Below are 15,835 nucleotides of genomic sequence, written 5' to 3' on the forward strand. Positions count from 1 at the left end.
GATAGTATATTGGGAATTGTATTCTTTTATACGAGATACAGATATAATGCAATTAATGGGGAATTCCTAAATATTGCTATTATATATCAAAATGCTATGAGAGGGGTGAATAAAGAAATAGAAATGTAGAAGGGTATTGCACAATTGCATGTGCAATCAATTGTAACTTGCCTATTTTAGGTTATGATGAGGGATAGGTGTAACTAAATTTATAGAAATTGGAGGTATTAGAATGGTTAAGAACAAGTTAGTTAGAAATGCAGTTGCAGTTGTAGTTGCATTAGGGGTAATTGGAACAATTCCAGTATTTGCAGAAAGTTATGATATGGAAGATGGACACGCTTATAATAATGCGACAAGTTCAGGAGGCATAAAGTGTTGCGATGCCGGAACTATTAATGATAGGAGTGGGGAATATGCTTCTTTGTATTTGCGTACAACATATCAGGATGGACAAGAGTCCGATTATTGGTCAGGAGTGGTACAGGGGTCGGTACACGAAAATACTGGCTGGGATTGGGCAGAAGATTATTATAGTATACATCGTTTGCACAGAACAAGTTCAGGGGAAGCAAGAGATAGAGTCGAATTATCTTCTTGCTGGTAATTAAATGAAAATATGACTTAGCTTCAATAAATAATGTATTGAAGCTAAGTTATACCTATATAAGGGAGGGGGTGGAGCTTATGAAAAAAGTATATATTATATTACTGCTTCTGGTAATGACGATAAGTGCTGGTTGTGGAACAGGAACAACATCATCTCATAATACAGAGGCAGATATAGAATTAGATAAGCCAAGTGTAACAATAACGGAAAATAATACATTGGGTAAAGATGTATCTGATATTGAGAGCGAAAAGAATTCATCAGACAACAGTGACGATAGGATTATAGATAGTGGATTTTGGGTAAATGAGTTAAAGACAGATAATGGAATGGTGTGGAAATATACTCCATTAATTAGTCCCAAAGTTGCTGGGGTATTTGATTGTGAAGATGACGCTAAATTTGTATTTTCATATGAATATTCTGGATATAATCGTCCAGATGGCACAAAGACAGCAACATTAAAGAGTTATGGATGTCAATTTATATATGTGAGCAATCCAATGTTGGGATATAATGCTGATGAAGAGGTATATCCAACACAGGAAAAGCAGATTAAAGAAACCTTTTCATTAACAGCTAATAATGGAATTAACAAATTGGGTATATATGATGTGGGATGTATAACTTTTGCGTTGTATAAAGATTTATATCCCGAATATCCAGAGATGAAACTGCAAGTGTACGGAATACCTAATAATCTGATAGAGCAGAGGTTTGGCGATATAACTAAATGCGATGGAAGAGCATATAAGGATTTTTTGGTGAAAGACTGTCCAAATGAAGATTTTGTAAGTTGTGTATATTTAGGAGAAAAATATATAACAGATACAAGTATATTTTATATAGATTATAAGAAGATGGCAGAGGAGAATGATTGTGGTCAGTTTTTACTTGTGTTAAAAGTATCTAAAACAACAGGGTTTGCTTACCTTATGAATGGTGATAATTGCTACAATATATCTGATAATGAAAAGTATCAGGTGTGGAAACAGGAACATATAGGGCAGTTCATAGGGGAGTGAGAAATATGAGAATTAGATATATATTAAAGCTTATGCTTGATGATATTTTTCAAAAAAAGATAATGATTATACTGCTTCTTGCTATGAGTTCAATATCTATATATATGACTGATGTTATAGCAACAAGATATTTTTCTAATCAGTATAGAATTAATTCAATGAGTTCGATGTTTGCGGTAAATCCGGATAAGGTTAACTATGTAAAATATCTTAATCTAATGAGTCCTGAATATACTCCTCAGATAGGTGATGAGCTTATACAATATATTCGTAATTATCAAGGTGTTGTTGCTTGTGGAAGATTTAATAACAATAAAATGATACTTAATGGTGAACTTGTAAAGACACTTGTTATAGAAAAAGATATTGCTAATATGGGTAATCTGCTGTTGGATAACGATAATCTGAAAAGCAAAAAAAATGGTAGTGAGAATATGGCATATGTGGGCTATAGTTATAGGAATGAGTATAAAACAGGAATTCAATTTAATTATTATGAGGAAAATGAGAAATCAAGTTGCGAGATTGCAGGTTATTTAAAAAAGGGAGCATCGTGGCCTTTAAAGGGAAAGTTATTTGGCGGTGTTAGTGATATAGACTCATATAATCTTGATAATACGATTGTTGTGATAACTCCCAATTATGAATATTTTGATAATATAGGAGGTATGCCGGATACACCATATTATATAGTTGATGATGAGGCAGTGGCAGATAAACTTAAGATGGACATTGTTGAATGGGCGGCAGAGCGTAATCTTGGAGTAAGTGTGATTAATGAGGCAGAGGAAATAGCAAATGAAAAAGAATTAAGAAATATAACAGCGGACAGCTCATTTAGTGCAGAAGTTTTGCTGTTTCTGCTTGCATTAATATCAATGTCTTCTGCGGCAATAGTTTCGTGTATTTTGAATAGACAACATATGGGAATTATGGTTGCTTGTGGAGTTAGCAAGCGAAGTATTATGGCAATTAATTATATGGAAAATGTCTTTGTAGTGTTAATTCCAGAAATAATTATATGGCTTATATGTCAGAAAAATATATTTGGAAAAGTATTTATGAATAACATTTCAGAGCTGGATATGATTAAATATGGTGACTGGTTTAGTCATTGTGTCGCTGTTCCAATAATGTATCTGGCAGAACTTGTGATTGTTACTGTTATAGCTGGTATTGTGCCTATGTTTATAATATCACGAATGAAAGTGGCAGAAGTTATCAAACCAGTAGATTAATTATAGAAAATACCGGGTGTGCAGATTGATGGTGAAAGCTGTTAAATCAGTAGGTTAGTGACAGAGGTTTTCAAAATATAAGATTAGCGGTGGAGAAGTTATTGAACAGCATATTCAGGGGGCATTTGAATGAGAAAAATATTTAATAAAATATTCAGATACAGGCTTGTTTCGATATATTTCATATTAAGTCAGCTTGTTATTTTAACAGCAATATTTGGAGTGCTTAATACGATTAATAAAGCTTATGCAAAAGAAAATGACAGGCTTAAGGCTCTGGCTAAGAATAGGATAGAGCTGAATATAGATACATTTGCAAAGAAAGATATATTATCATATGCGGCAGTAAATGTAGATGTAGGAAATGTGTTAGCACAAGGACGTATGTCGGTAGAAGTGGCACAAATTGGAAGTACGAACCGTTGTGAAGTGCTTTTGGCAGTTAATGAGTCAACCCCTTATCCTATGATTAGAGGACATATACCCGATAAAGAAACGGATAATGGCAGAAATTGTGTGGCATTAGGACGTGATAAATACAGATATGTATATAATAGGGATGGCAAGGATTATATAACACTTGGTCAGGAGGAATATGAGGTTGTAGGTGTTATAGGAAGTCCGGTATCTGATTATTGGGACTATAAGATTGTACTTAATATAGATTGTATGAGTGATAGTCTTAAGCAGTCATTTAGTTCACTGTCTAATATATCTTTGACAGTATATAGTAATAAGGAAGATATTATGGAAATTTATAATAAAGTATATTCAAATGTAGTCAATGTTGATAATACCTGTAATATAGTGTCATATAGCAAGAAAGATACGGGCGAAAGCACAGTGAGTGAAACTCTTCAGAAAGAAAATATTAAAACTAATGTTATGGTATATACTTTTTGCCTTATTAACAGCATAATTATATCAATATTCTGGACGGTACAGAGAAAGAAAGAGCTTGCAATAAAACGTGTATTTGGATTTAGTAATATAAGAATGATAGCCGATATCGCAGTTAATCTGTTACTGCTAATGATAATTACTGTAATAATGTATTTTGCAGGATATGTGTTATATAGCTTTATAAGGTATTCAACAATTCAGGGTATGGGATTGTGGAGTGTCAAATTAATATTATTAGCAGTTGGTTTATTTCTGATAACACTTGTTATTGCGATGATATATCCAGTTGTAGATATATATAGGGGGCAGGCATATGATAAGATTAGATAAAATAACAAAAATATATGATGCAAAGGTTGAAAATAAAAAAGCGTTAGATGAGGTATCATTAACTATAGATAATGGGGAGTTTGTAGCTATTATGGGACCATCAGGGAGTGGTAAAAGTACACTTCTTAACATAATAGGCTGTATGGATAGTGTTACAGACGGAAGTTATTATGTTGATGACATAGAAGTGTCACGATTGAATAAATTGGACATACATAGATTTAGAAAGAAGAATATAGGATTTGTATTTCAACATTTTGCATTAATGGATTATTATACAGCTTATGAGAATATTGAGCTGCCGTTGCTGGCTAACAATATAAGACGAAAAGATAGAAAAAGAATAATTAATGAACAATTGAAAAAGTTGAATATTGTGGAAGAAAAAGATAAATTGCCAAAGAAAATGTCGGGAGGACAGCAACAGCGCGTGGCAATAGCACGCGCACTTGTAACTAATGCAGATATTATTCTTGCTGATGAACCGACTGGTGCATTAGACCAGAGCACCGGACAAGAAGTCATTAATATTTTAAGAGAAATTAATAATCAGGGTAAAACGGTTGTTCTTGTTACGCACGATATCAATATCGCCAGCAGCACTAACAGAATTATTAATATATGTGACGGAAAGATTATAAGTGATGAAATGGTATAATTGACTAAAGAGTTGCCTTGCAACTCTTTTTTATTTGTGTAAAATGTGGTATTCTATTATTTATTAAGATAATTTATCAAATAAAATATGAATTTTAGCCGTAGAACATATGTAGTATTTTAAAGAAAGCTAGTACATATATTTATTCAATAATGGAAGGGAAAATGCTATGCCAGTAACAGAATATTTAATAAGAAATGCCGAGTTATACCCCGATGAAGTTGCCTTGGTTGAACTAAATCCAGATGAGAAAGATACAAGGAGAACAACTTGGAAAGAATTTGATTTAATACAGCCAAGTGCCAATATGCCATATAGGCGTGAGATTACATGGAGCGTATTTAATGAGAAAGCCAATAGGTTTGTCAATATGCTTATAAGCCGTGGAGTTAAGAAAGGGGATAAGGTTGCTATTCTTATGTATAACTGCCTGGAATGGCTGCCAATATATTTTGGTGTATTAAAGACAGGTGCAATAGCAGTGCCATTTAATTTCAGATATGACTCAGATGAGATATACTATTGCGCTGAACTTGCACAGGTAGATGTCATTGTATTTGGCTTTGCATTCATTGGAAGAATAGAGGTTAATGCTGAGAGATTATTAAGAGGAAGACTTCTTATATATGTAGGAGACAACTGTCCAAGCTTTGCAGAAAGCTATCACGAGCTTGTTGCTGATTGTTCAAGTAAAGAGCCAGATGTTAAGATAACGGAAGATGATTATGGTGCGATATATTTTTCATCAGGAACAACAGGATTTCCTAAAGCAATACTTCATAAGCACCAAAGCCTTACACAGGCGGCTGTTATGGAACAGAAGCACCATTCTACTGGCAGAGATGATACATTTTTATGTATACCACCACTTTATCATACAGGAGCAAAGTTCCACTGGATGGGAAGCCTTGTTGCAGGAAGTAAGGCGGTTCTTCTTAAAGGAACGAAGCCGGAACAGATATTGTCAGCAGTATCAAGTGAACACTGCACTATAGTATGGCTGTTAGTGCCTTGGGCACAGGATATTCTTGATGCATTGGATTCAGGAAAGATTAAGTTATCAGATTACAATTTATCGCAGTGGCGTCTTATGCATATAGGTGCTCAGCCAGTTCCACCATCACTTATTAAGAGGTGGAGGAAATATTTTCCTAATCATCAATATGATACTAACTATGGTTTGTCAGAGTCAACTGGACCGGGCTGTGTTCATCTTGGAGTTGAGAATATAGATAAAGTTGGTGCAATTGGAATTCCGGGTTATGGCTGGGAATGTAAGATTGTTGATGAGAATGATAATGAAGTCTGTCAGGGTGAAGTCGGTGAGCTATGTGTTAAAGGACCCGGAGTTATGACTTGTTATTATAGAAATGAAGCTGCTACAAAGGAAGTATTAAAAGACGGCTGGCTGTATACAGGTGATATGGCTATGCAGGATAAAGATGGCTTTTATTTTCTTGTGGACAGGAAGAAAGATGTTATTGTATCAGGTGGAGAGAATATATATCCTGTGCAGATAGAGGATTTCTTAAGAAGATTTCACAAGATAAAGGATGCGGCGGTAATTGGTCTTCCTGACAGGCGTCTAGGCGAGAAGACAGCAGCAATTATAGAGATTAAAGACGGAGTCAGTTGTACAGAGGAAGAAATCGAAAAGTTCTGTCTTGAGCTTCCACGTTATAAAAGACCTAAGCAGATAATATTTGCGGATATACCAAGAAATGCAACAGGTAAGATAGAGAAACCAAAGCTTCGTAAAATATATGGAGCAGATAAGCTTGTTGCGATGGAGAACAAAGCATAATTGTGATTATAGATTAATATGCAATACAGATATTATTATAGATGATGGAAGGAAAAGGTATGAAAGAGTTAATGTTAGGCAACAAAGCGGTTGCCAGAGGGTTATATGAAGCTGGTTGTAAGGTTATATCAAGTTATCCGGGAACTCCTAGTACAGAGATTACAGAGGAGGCAGCAGCTTACAATGAGATATATTGTGAATGGGCACCTAATGAAAAGGTTGCATTAGAGGTGGCTCATGGAGCAACACTTGGTGGTGTAAGAGCGGCGTGTGCTATGAAGCACGTAGGCTTAAATGTTGCGGCAGACCCATTATTTACAATATCTTATCAGGGGCTTAATGCAGGACTTGTAGTGTGTGTTGCAGATGACCCGGGTATGCATTCATCACAGAATGAGCAGGATTCAAGGCATTATGCAATTGCGGCGAAGCTTCCAATGCTTGAGCCATCAGACTCAGAGGAGTCGAGAGTATTTGTTAAGAAAGCATTTGAAATGTCCGAAAAGTTCAATACACCAGTCCTTTTAAAAATGGTCACGAGAGTAGCCCATTCACAGAGCATAGTTGATACAGAGGAAAGAGTTGAGCCAGATAGAGTTCCTTATGTAAAAGACCCAGCTAAAGTAATGATGACACTTAACTCAAGAAATGCACATATAAGGGTTGAGGAGAGAACTAAGGCATTGATAGAATATGCTGAAAGCACAGAACTTAACAGAGTTGAGATGGGTGAGGATACAAGTGTGGGAATTATCACAGACTCTACTTCATACCAGTATGCAAGGGAAGTATTAGGTGATAAAGTTAGCATATTAAAGCTTGGAATGATTAATCCACTCCCAGAAAAGCTTATAAAAGACTTTGCACAGAAGGTAGATAAGGTTATTGTTCTTGAAGAGTTAGACCCTATAATTGAAAATCACTGCAAACAGCTTGGAATTAAGGTGGCTGGTAAGGATACATTTCCTATATGCGGCGAGTTCTCCCAGAACCTTGTAAGAAAATGTCTTGGTATGAAAGAACCAGAGCATATTACTATAGAAGAAAATGTTCCAGCACGTCCTCCAGTTATGTGTGCAGGCTGTCCACATAGAGGAATATTCTACATTTTAAAGAAGAAAAAATGTATGGTATATGGTGATATTGGCTGTTATACATTGGGCGCAGTTGCACCGCTTAATGCAATGGATTTGAATGTCTGTATGGGAGCTTCCTGTTCAGGACTTCACGGCTTTAATAAAGCTATAGGTGAGGAAGCAGAGAGTAACAGCGTAGGTGTTATCGGAGATTCAACATTTATTCATTCAGGAATGACAGGTATAACAGACATTTCTTATAATATGAGTAATTCGACAGTGATTATCCTTGATAATTCTATTACAGGAATGACAGGACACCAGCAAAATCCAACTACAGGAAAGAACCTTCGTGGTGAACCAGCAGGAAAGGTTGATCTTGAAGCATTATGCAGGGCATTGGGCTTTAACAGAGTAAGGGTTGTAGACCCATATGACCTTAAGGCAGTTGAGGAAGCTGTTACAGAGGAGCTTGCAGCTAAAGAACCATCTATTATTATAAGCCGCAGACCTTGCGTTATGATTAAAGGAACAGTACATAAACCACCAATCAGTGTAGATGAAAGCAAATGTGTTGGCTGTAAACAGTGTATGAGCATAGGCTGTCCAGCAATTGCAGTTAAAGATAAGAAAGCACATATTGACCCTACACTCTGCATAGGCTGTAAAGTATGTTCACAGATGTGTAAGTTCGAGGCAATATAATGTTGTAAGGCGATGTATATTAGGTGTTAATGGAATAGAAAAAAGTATTAGATGTCCGATTTGTTCAAATTAGATTTGCTTGATGTGAAATTAGGCAGGGCATCTGATAATGTCGGAAATGAGGAATATGTATGAGTAATTCAGTTAAGAATATTATGATTGTTGGTGTTGGCGGACAGGGAACACTTCTGGCAAGTAAACTGCTTGGTTATGTTCTTATGCAGCAGGGATATGATGTTAAAGTGTCAGAGGTACACGGAATGAGCCAGCGAGGCGGAAGTGTTGTTACTTATGTAAGATTTGGAGATAAGGTATATTCTCCAGTTATTGATAAAGGTGAGGCTGATTATATTCTTTCATTTGAGAAGCTTGAAGCGTTAAGATGGATTGAATATTTAAAGATTGGCGGACAGATAATAACTAACACGCAGGAAGTTGACCCAATGCCGGTAATTACAGGTGCTATGCAGTATCCAGATAATATTATTGAAAAGCTTGAGAGTGCAGGTGCAAAGGTCGATGCTAAAGATTTCTTATCAATAGCAGAAGAAGCAGGGTCGGCCAAAGCGGTTAATATTGTACTTATGGGAAGATTATCAGATTATTTCAAAGACATTCCATATGAGGTGTGGGATAAAGCAATAGATGAGATAGTCCCAGAGAAATACAGAGAGCTTAATCATAAGGCATTGAAGCTTGGCAGAGGCTGAGTAAATGTAAAATAATAAAGGTAAAATGGATATACATTTGTGATATTATGGTATCATATGTATATCCATTTTGTAATATTAGTGGCAGGAGTTATTATATAGAATTAAAGAGGCTTATATGTTTAATCTAGAAGAAGAATTAAAGAAGCTCCCAGATAAGCCGGGAGTGTATATTATGCACGATAAACACGACACAATTATATATGTCGGCAAGGCTAAGATATTAAAAAATCGTGTAAGACAATATTTTCAGAGTAATAAAAATCATTCGGCAAAAGTTGTCCAGATGGTTTCACATATTGCATATTTTGAGTATATCGTGACAGATTCTGAGCTTGAAGCACTGGTGCTTGAATGTAATCTTATAAAGGAACACAGACCAAAATATAACACGATGTTAAAGGACGACAAGAGTTATCCTTTTATTAAGGTTACTATTGGAGAGGAATTTCCAAGAGTGTTATTCTCAAGAACAATGAAGCACGGAACTGGCAAATTCTTTGGACCGTACACATCAGCAGGTGCTGTCAAGGAGACAATTGAACTGCTCTGTAAGCTTTACAAGGTAAGAACGTGCAACAGGAGACTTCCTAAAGATATAGGCAAGGACAGACCATGCCTTAATTACCATATCGGACAGTGCAATGCACCTTGTCAGGGTTATGTGAACAAAGATGAATATAAAAAAAATATAGATAAAGTAATAAGCTTCCTTAATGGTAATTATTCTGAGATTATTAATGAGCTGACGAATAAAATGCAGGATTGTTCCGAGCGTATGGAATATGAGGAAGCCGCTAGATACAGGGATTTGTTAATCAGCGTTAAGCAGATCGCACAGAAGCAGAAGATAACAGCAGATGATGCAACAGACAGAGATGTAATTGCGTGCGCTATGGACGCGGAAGATGCAGTTGTACAGGTATTCTTTATAAGACAGGGCAAGCTTCTTGGACGTGAGCATTTCCATATGAAGGTTGCAACGAATGACAGCAGAAGCGGCATTTTGTCAGAATTTATGAAGCAGTATTATGGTGGAACACCATATATTCCCAATGTGATAATGACACAGGAGGAGATTGAGGATGCTGGTACAATCGCCGACTGGCTTTCAAGCAGGAAGAAGCGGAAAGTTACAATTATCACGCCAAAGAAGGGCGATAAGGAGAAAATGGTTGAACTTGCCCATAAGAATGCACTTATGGTATTAACTAAAGATGCAGAGAAGATTAAGCTTGAGGAGAAAAGGACAACAGGTGCTATGAAGCAGATAGCAGACTGGCTTGGGCTTGCTTCGATAAGGCGTGCAGAGGCTTATGATATATCTAATACAAGTGGTGTTGAGTCAGTTGGTTCAATGGTTGTATTTGAGGACGGAAGACCTAAGAAAAATGATTATAGAAAGTTCAAGATTAAGACGGTCAAAGGGCCTGATGATTATAAGAGTATGAGAGAAGTACTTACAAGACGTTTTACAAGAGGAATGAGAGAGCGTGCAGGTGAGGAAGAGACAAGGGGGTTTGCTGTGTACCCGGACCTTATAATGATGGATGGTGGACGAGGACAGGTGAACATTGCACTGGAGGTTCTTGATGAGCTTCATATTAATATTCCTGTATGCGGTATGGTTAAGGACGACAATCATAACACAAGGGGACTTTACTATAATAATGTAGAAATTCCAATAGACAGGCATAGTGAGGGCTTTAAGCTTATAACAAGGGTTCAGGATGAGGCACATAGATTTGCGATAGAATACCACAGGTCATTAAGAAGCAAGAAGCAGGTAAGCTCAGTTCTTGATGAGATTGAAGGAATCGGACCTGCAAGAAGAAAAGCGTTGATGAAACATTTTCTTGATATTGACAAAATCCGTAATGCCAATGTAAGTGAGCTTATGGAGGCAGAAGGAATTACAGAAAATGTAGCGCAGAACATATACAAATATTTTCATTGATGTGTTATTTTAATGTCTTTCAATATTAATTGCACTGTGTTAAACTATTAATAATAGATAGTCAGAAGATATATAGTCTTAAGTAAGGCAATGAAATATAAAATGTGGCATAATTGCGCAGGATTGGAGTAGATATGAACGGAAAAGAAAGAGTTAATTTATTCAAGGTAATCGAGAAGATGAATCTTGTTAATCTTACACCTGATATTGATGTTAAGGGAATATGGATTCACGTTCCAGAATTTAACAGGCCAGCGTTACAGCTCACCGGATTTTATGACCAGTTCGATAATGACAGAATACAGATTATAGGTAATGTAGAATATGCTTATCTTAAGAGCCTTTCAGAAACAGAGCGTTATGAAAGATATATGCAGTTGTTATCAAGCAATATTCCCTGCCTTATCTTCTGTAGGAATTTAGAGCCGGAGGCAGAGATTATAGAGCTTGCAAAGAAATATCAGATTCCAATATTAAAGTCTGCTGAGTCAACATCTTCATTTTCAGCAGAAGTTATAAGATGGCTTAAAGTACAGCTTGCACCTTGTATAGTAATACACGGTGTATTAGTTGATGTATATGGCGAAGGTGTGCTTATTACAGGTGAGAGTGGTATAGGTAAGAGTGAAGCAGCACTTGAGCTTATAAAGAGAGGCCACCGTCTTGTAACAGATGATGCTGTCGAGATTAGAAAAGTAAGTGATGAAACATTAGTTGGTTCAGCACCCGGAGTTACTAAGTATTTCATAGAGTTAAGAGGTATTGGTATTATTGATGTAAAGACACTTTTCGGTGTAGAGAGTGTTAAGGAAACTCAGGAGATTGATATGGTTATCAAGCTTGAGGACTGGAATAAGGACAAGGAGTATGACAGACTTGGACTCGAAGAAGAATACACAGAATATCTTGGCAATAAAGTAGTGTGTCATTCGCTTCCAATAAGACCAGGACGTAATCTTGCAGTAATAGTTGAGGCTGCGGCTGTAAACCACAGACAGAAGAAGATGGGTTACAATGCGGCTAAGGAGTTATATAGAAGAGTACAAGAGAACCTTATGAGGGGTGATGATGAAGATGAGTTTATTTAAGGATATAGTTCTTGGCATTGATATAGGTGGAACAACTTGCAAATGCGGTGTGTTCACAACAGATGGCACGCTTGTATACAAGGATGAGATACCAACAAGGAAAGATGATGGCGGAAGTCTTATTTTATCAGACATTAAAGAACATATTCCAGAGCTTGTGAAAGCGGCAGGACGAAGCTGTGATGAGATTAAAGGTGTTGGAATAGGTGTTCCAGGTGCAGTAAGAGAAGATGGAACAGTCAACAAATGTGTTAATCTTGGCTGGGGTGTATTTAACGTTGCACAGACTTTTAAAGATATGACAGGCTATGAAGTTAAAGTTGGCAATGATGCCAATATGGCGGCACTTGGTGAATACTGGATGGGAAGTGCGAAAGCATATTCAAGCGTTGTATTAGTTACAATAGGAACAGGTGTTGGCGGCGGAGTTATAATTGACGGTAAGCCAATATGCGGATACAATGGTGCTGCGGCAGAGATAGGACATCTGCCTATAGTAGAGGAGGAGACAGAATACTGTAACTGCGGTAATAAGGGCTGCCTTGAGCAGGTGGCATCAGCAACAGGCATAGTCAGAACAGCGACAAGAATGTTAAATGCAACCGATGAGCCATCGGCACTTAGAGCACTTCCTTATATATCTGCTAAGGCAGTATTTGATGAAGCTAAATCAGGAGATTCGTGTGCCATAAAGATTGTTGATTATGTATGCAGATATTTAGGAAAAGGCATTGCCTGTGCTTCTGCTATGACTGATACAGAGGTTATATGTATTGGCGGCGGAGTATCAGCGGCAGGTGATTATCTTATAGAAAGAGTTGCTAAGTATTACAAAGAATACGCATTTCACGCGTGCAAGAATACTAAGATAGTCAGGGCTGAACTTGGTAATGATGCAGGTATGTATGGAGCTGCCAAGCTGGCATTAGGTTAATATAAAAGATTGGAGAGTAAGAAGCTTATGGATAATAATGAGCTGTTAGATAATCTTAAATTAATTGTGGGTGACACACAGGTAAGAACTGGTGAACCTATGAATATTCATACTACATTTAGAATTGGAGGCTGTGCAGATTATTATGTACAGCCATCTTCTATTGAGGAGTTACAATCATTAATTCGATTTTTGAATAAATCGGACATAGAATGCTGCGTTATAGGTAACGGAAGCAACCTTTTAGTATCAGATAAAGGAATAAGAGGAGTTGTAATACAGCTTTCAGATACATTTGACGAGGTAGAATATATTGATGATGTTACTGTAAAGGTTATGTCAGGAATGATGTTGTCAAGACTCGGTAACAAGCTGGCAGATAAGGGACTTGCAGGCTTTGAATTCGCAACGGGAATACCGGGAAGCGTAGGCGGTGCAGTTAGAATGAATGCAGGTGCATATGGTGGAGAGATTAAAGACATAATAGTTAGTGCCGATGTACTCGACCGAAGCGGCAGGCTTATAAGCCTTAGCAGGGACGAACTTGAGTTAGGTTATAGAACAAGCTGTATAGCGGCTATGGATTATATAGTTGTCAGTGCTGTGTTCAGATTACAGAAAGGTGATACTGACACAATCAAGGCACTTATAAAGGAACTTGCTGTTAAGAGAAGAGCTAAGCAGCCTTTGGAATATCCTAGTGCAGGAAGTACATTTAAACGTCCACAAGGCTTCTTTGCAGCTAAGCTTATAGAAGATGCAGGACTTAAAGGAGTGTCAGTTGGCGGAGCAATGGTTTCAGAGAAACATTCTGGTTTTGTTGTTAATACAGGCAATGCAACAGCAAAGGATGTGTGTATGCTTACTGATATGGTTAAGGATAAAGTTAAACAGCAGTCAGGTGTAGATCTTGAACTGGAGGTTATAAAGCTCGGAGATTTTAGTTAAATGCCGTGGAGGAACTTATGAAGATAGTTATTGTAACGGGAATGTCAGGTGCAGGTAAATCAACAGCATTAAATATGCTTGAAGATGAGGGATATTATTGTGTTGATAATATGCCTATATCGCTTATACCTAAATTTGCGGAGCTGGCAGACTGTCAGGAACAGGATAACGGATATAATAATATAGCATTAGGCGTTGATATAAGAAGCGGACATTCTCTTGCAGAGTTCGAGTCCGTACTTGATTATATGAAAAAACGCCAGTATAACTATAAAATATTATTCCTTGAATCTAGTGACGAAGTGCTTGTAAAGCGTTATAAAGAAACGAGAAGGACACATCCGCTTGCGAAGGACGGACGAGTTGACAGAGGTATTGAGCTTGAGAGGAAACAGTTAAAGTTCCTTAAGCAGAGGGCAGATTATATTGTTGATACAAGTACGCTTCTTACAAGAGAATTAAAGCAGGAGTTACAGAAGATAATTCTTGAACGTAAGGAGTATAACAATTTATTTGTAACTGTGCTGTCATTTGGCTTTAAATACGGAATACCAGTAGATGCAGATATTGTATTTGATGTAAGATTTCTGCCTAATCCATATTATGTTGAAGAATTAAGGCCGCTTACAGGCAATGACAAACCAATACAGTCATTTGTAATGAAAGCACCAGAGGCGAAAGAATTTCTTAATAAGGTAGATGATCTTATACAATTTCTTCTTCCTAACTATGTAAAAGAGGGCAAGTCAAGCCTTGTTATAGCTGTTGGCTGTACAGGAGGAAAGCACCGTTCAGTAACACTTGCCAATGAGCTGGCGGCAAGAATAGCAAGTACACCATATGGCTGTAAAGCTGAACATCGTGATATAGACAAAGATGCTAAGAGAAAGGGAGATAAGTAATGTCGTTTTCTTCAGATGTTAAAGAAGAATTAAGCACCAGAATTGATATGGCAAGACACTGCCAGATAGCTGAATTTGCTGCGATTATGGGAATGTCAGGACGTATCAGGAGAGCATCGGGCAAAAGAATGCAGATAGAGATGTCTACTGAGAACGAGATTGCAAGATACAAGTTTATAGTATTATTAGAGCAGATATTTGATATTGATACAGGCGATATAATATATGTTTCAAAGAGCAGTCGTGACACAACAATCAGAATAGAAAATCAGGAATATGTCGCTAAAATATTGCAGACACTTAAATGGGCTGATGAAACATTTGATAATATTGAACCTGTATTTGTTGACCCAAGAATAGTGCAGAAGGACTGCTGTAAGAAAGCATTTATAAGAGGTGCATTTATAGCGGCAGGTTCTATAAGCGATCCTAATAAGTTCTATCATTATGAAATAGTATGCGACTATGAAGAAGATGCACAGTGCCTGTGTGATATGCTTATATTCTTCGGGCTTGATGCTAAGATTACAGTCCGCAAGAATGATTATATAGTATATATGAAGGAAGGCAGTAATATAACAGATGTGCTTAATCTTATGGGAGCATATGTTTCGCAGATGAATCTCTACAATGTTATGATTCTTAAAGAAATGCGTAATGACGTGAACCGTAAGGTTAACTGCGAAACTGCGAACCTTAACAAGACGGTTGCCGCTGCGGTAAAGCAGACTAAGGACATAATATATATAAGGGATACAGTTGGTCTTGGAAGCCTTAAGGACAGCTTAAGACAGGTTGCCGAGGTAAGGCTTGAACACGAGGATATGAACCTTAAAGATATAGGTGCATTGTTAGACCCGCCTGTTGGCAAGTCGGGTGTCAATCACAGACTCAGAAAGATAAGCGAATACGCAGAACAGTTAAGACTTGAAAGAGGGGATTGACAA

The 15,835-nt window shown here is 37.1% G+C and carries 14 protein-coding genes; all 14 read left to right on the forward strand.

The features are described from left to right. Window positions 1-232: 232 nt before the first annotated feature. The 14 genes from WMO42_RS10305 (at window position 233) to whiA (ending at window position 15,832) form a co-directional block, all read left to right on the forward strand. Window positions 233-607, forward strand: a complete 375-nt coding sequence (locus WMO42_RS10305; protein ID WP_055177484.1) for a hypothetical protein — start codon at window positions 233-235, stop codon at window positions 605-607. An 80-nt stretch (window positions 608-687) separates the two neighbouring features. Further along, window positions 688-1,635 (forward strand): hypothetical protein, encoded by a 948-nt coding sequence (locus WMO42_RS10310; protein ID WP_055177486.1) that lies wholly within the window; start codon window positions 688-690, stop codon window positions 1,633-1,635. 5 nt (window positions 1,636-1,640) lie between these two features. Beyond that, complete coding sequence (locus WMO42_RS10315) at window positions 1,641-2,873, forward strand: ABC transporter permease (RefSeq protein WP_055177489.1); 1,233 nt, start codon at window positions 1,641-1,643, stop codon at window positions 2,871-2,873. A gap of 129 nt (window positions 2,874-3,002) precedes the next feature. Further along, window positions 3,003-4,106 carry an ABC transporter permease gene (locus WMO42_RS10320; protein WP_349192214.1) on the forward strand — a complete coding sequence of 368 codons (1,104 nt, stop codon included), beginning with the start codon at window positions 3,003-3,005 and terminating at the stop codon, window positions 4,104-4,106. After that, on the forward strand, window positions 4,090-4,764 hold the full coding sequence (locus tag WMO42_RS10325; RefSeq protein WP_055177496.1) for an ABC transporter ATP-binding protein: 675 nt from the start codon (window positions 4,090-4,092) through the stop codon (window positions 4,762-4,764). Before WMO42_RS10320 ends, WMO42_RS10325 begins: the two co-directional genes overlap by 17 nt. A gap of 169 nt (window positions 4,765-4,933) precedes the next feature. Next, entirely contained in the window at window positions 4,934-6,568 is a 1,635-nt protein-coding gene (locus WMO42_RS10330; protein WP_349192216.1) for a class I adenylate-forming enzyme family protein, read from the forward strand. Between the two features lie 59 nt (window positions 6,569-6,627). Further along, a complete protein-coding gene (gene iorA / locus WMO42_RS10335; protein WP_055177499.1) occupies window positions 6,628-8,349 on the forward strand; it encodes an indolepyruvate ferredoxin oxidoreductase subunit alpha in 1,722 nt (573 codons plus the stop codon). Between the two features lie 131 nt (window positions 8,350-8,480). Continuing rightward, complete coding sequence (locus tag WMO42_RS10340) at window positions 8,481-9,059, forward strand: indolepyruvate oxidoreductase subunit beta (protein ID WP_055177500.1); 579 nt, start codon at window positions 8,481-8,483, stop codon at window positions 9,057-9,059. A 118-nt stretch (window positions 9,060-9,177) separates the two neighbouring features. Next, a complete protein-coding gene (uvrC, locus tag WMO42_RS10345; protein WP_055177502.1) occupies window positions 9,178-11,016 on the forward strand; it encodes an excinuclease ABC subunit UvrC in 1,839 nt (612 codons plus the stop codon). A 134-nt stretch (window positions 11,017-11,150) separates the two neighbouring features. Beyond that, the gene (gene hprK / locus WMO42_RS10350) at window positions 11,151-12,104 is read left to right on the forward strand and encodes an HPr(Ser) kinase/phosphatase (protein WP_022502479.1); all 954 of its coding nucleotides are present in this window, start codon (window positions 11,151-11,153) and stop codon (window positions 12,102-12,104) included. Beyond that, window positions 12,091-13,038 (forward strand): ROK family glucokinase, encoded by a 948-nt coding sequence (locus tag WMO42_RS10355; protein WP_349192218.1) that lies wholly within the window; start codon window positions 12,091-12,093, stop codon window positions 13,036-13,038. Before hprK ends, WMO42_RS10355 begins: the two co-directional genes overlap by 14 nt. Before the next feature lie 27 nt (window positions 13,039-13,065). After that, on the forward strand, window positions 13,066-13,986 hold the full coding sequence (gene murB, locus WMO42_RS10360; RefSeq protein WP_055306959.1) for a UDP-N-acetylmuramate dehydrogenase: 921 nt from the start codon (window positions 13,066-13,068) through the stop codon (window positions 13,984-13,986). Between the two features lie 17 nt (window positions 13,987-14,003). Then, complete coding sequence (gene rapZ, locus WMO42_RS10365; protein ID WP_022502476.1) at window positions 14,004-14,888, forward strand: RNase adapter RapZ; 885 nt, start codon at window positions 14,004-14,006, stop codon at window positions 14,886-14,888. Then, a complete protein-coding gene (gene whiA / locus WMO42_RS10370; RefSeq protein ID WP_022502475.1) occupies window positions 14,888-15,832 on the forward strand; it encodes a DNA-binding protein WhiA in 945 nt (314 codons plus the stop codon). The genes rapZ and whiA overlap by 1 nt, the downstream gene beginning before the upstream one ends. Window positions 15,833-15,835: the final 3 nt, after the last annotated feature.

The organism is Lachnospira sp. CLA-JM-H23, from assembly GCF_040096425.1.
Classification (GTDB): domain Bacteria; phylum Bacillota; class Clostridia; order Lachnospirales; family Lachnospiraceae; genus Lachnospira; species Lachnospira rogosae.

What these genes read in the sequence shown, in the direction of transcription:
- WMO42_RS10305 (WP_055177484.1), top strand. Translation starts at nt 233, where the DNA reads ATGGTTAAGAACAAGTTAGTTAGAAATGCAGTTGCAGTTGTAGTTGCA.
- WMO42_RS10310 (WP_055177486.1), top strand. Translation starts at nt 688, where the DNA reads ATGAAAAAAGTATATATTATATTACTGCTTCTGGTAATGACGATAAGT.
- WMO42_RS10315 (WP_055177489.1), top strand. Translation starts at nt 1,641, where the DNA reads ATGAGAATTAGATATATATTAAAGCTTATGCTTGATGATATTTTTCAA.
- WMO42_RS10320 (WP_349192214.1), top strand. Translation starts at nt 3,003, where the DNA reads ATGAGAAAAATATTTAATAAAATATTCAGATACAGGCTTGTTTCGATA.
- WMO42_RS10325 (WP_055177496.1), top strand. Translation starts at nt 4,090, where the DNA reads ATGATAAGATTAGATAAAATAACAAAAATATATGATGCAAAGGTTGAA.
- WMO42_RS10330 (WP_349192216.1), top strand. Translation starts at nt 4,934, where the DNA reads ATGCCAGTAACAGAATATTTAATAAGAAATGCCGAGTTATACCCCGAT.
- iorA (WP_055177499.1), top strand. Translation starts at nt 6,628, where the DNA reads ATGAAAGAGTTAATGTTAGGCAACAAAGCGGTTGCCAGAGGGTTATAT.
- WMO42_RS10340 (WP_055177500.1), top strand. Translation starts at nt 8,481, where the DNA reads ATGAGTAATTCAGTTAAGAATATTATGATTGTTGGTGTTGGCGGACAG.
- uvrC (WP_055177502.1), top strand. Translation starts at nt 9,178, where the DNA reads ATGTTTAATCTAGAAGAAGAATTAAAGAAGCTCCCAGATAAGCCGGGA.
- hprK (WP_022502479.1), top strand. Translation starts at nt 11,151, where the DNA reads ATGAACGGAAAAGAAAGAGTTAATTTATTCAAGGTAATCGAGAAGATG.
- WMO42_RS10355 (WP_349192218.1), top strand. Translation starts at nt 12,091, where the DNA reads ATGAGTTTATTTAAGGATATAGTTCTTGGCATTGATATAGGTGGAACA.
- murB (WP_055306959.1), top strand. Translation starts at nt 13,066, where the DNA reads ATGGATAATAATGAGCTGTTAGATAATCTTAAATTAATTGTGGGTGAC.
- rapZ (WP_022502476.1), top strand. Translation starts at nt 14,004, where the DNA reads ATGAAGATAGTTATTGTAACGGGAATGTCAGGTGCAGGTAAATCAACA.
- whiA (WP_022502475.1), top strand. Translation starts at nt 14,888, where the DNA reads ATGTCGTTTTCTTCAGATGTTAAAGAAGAATTAAGCACCAGAATTGAT.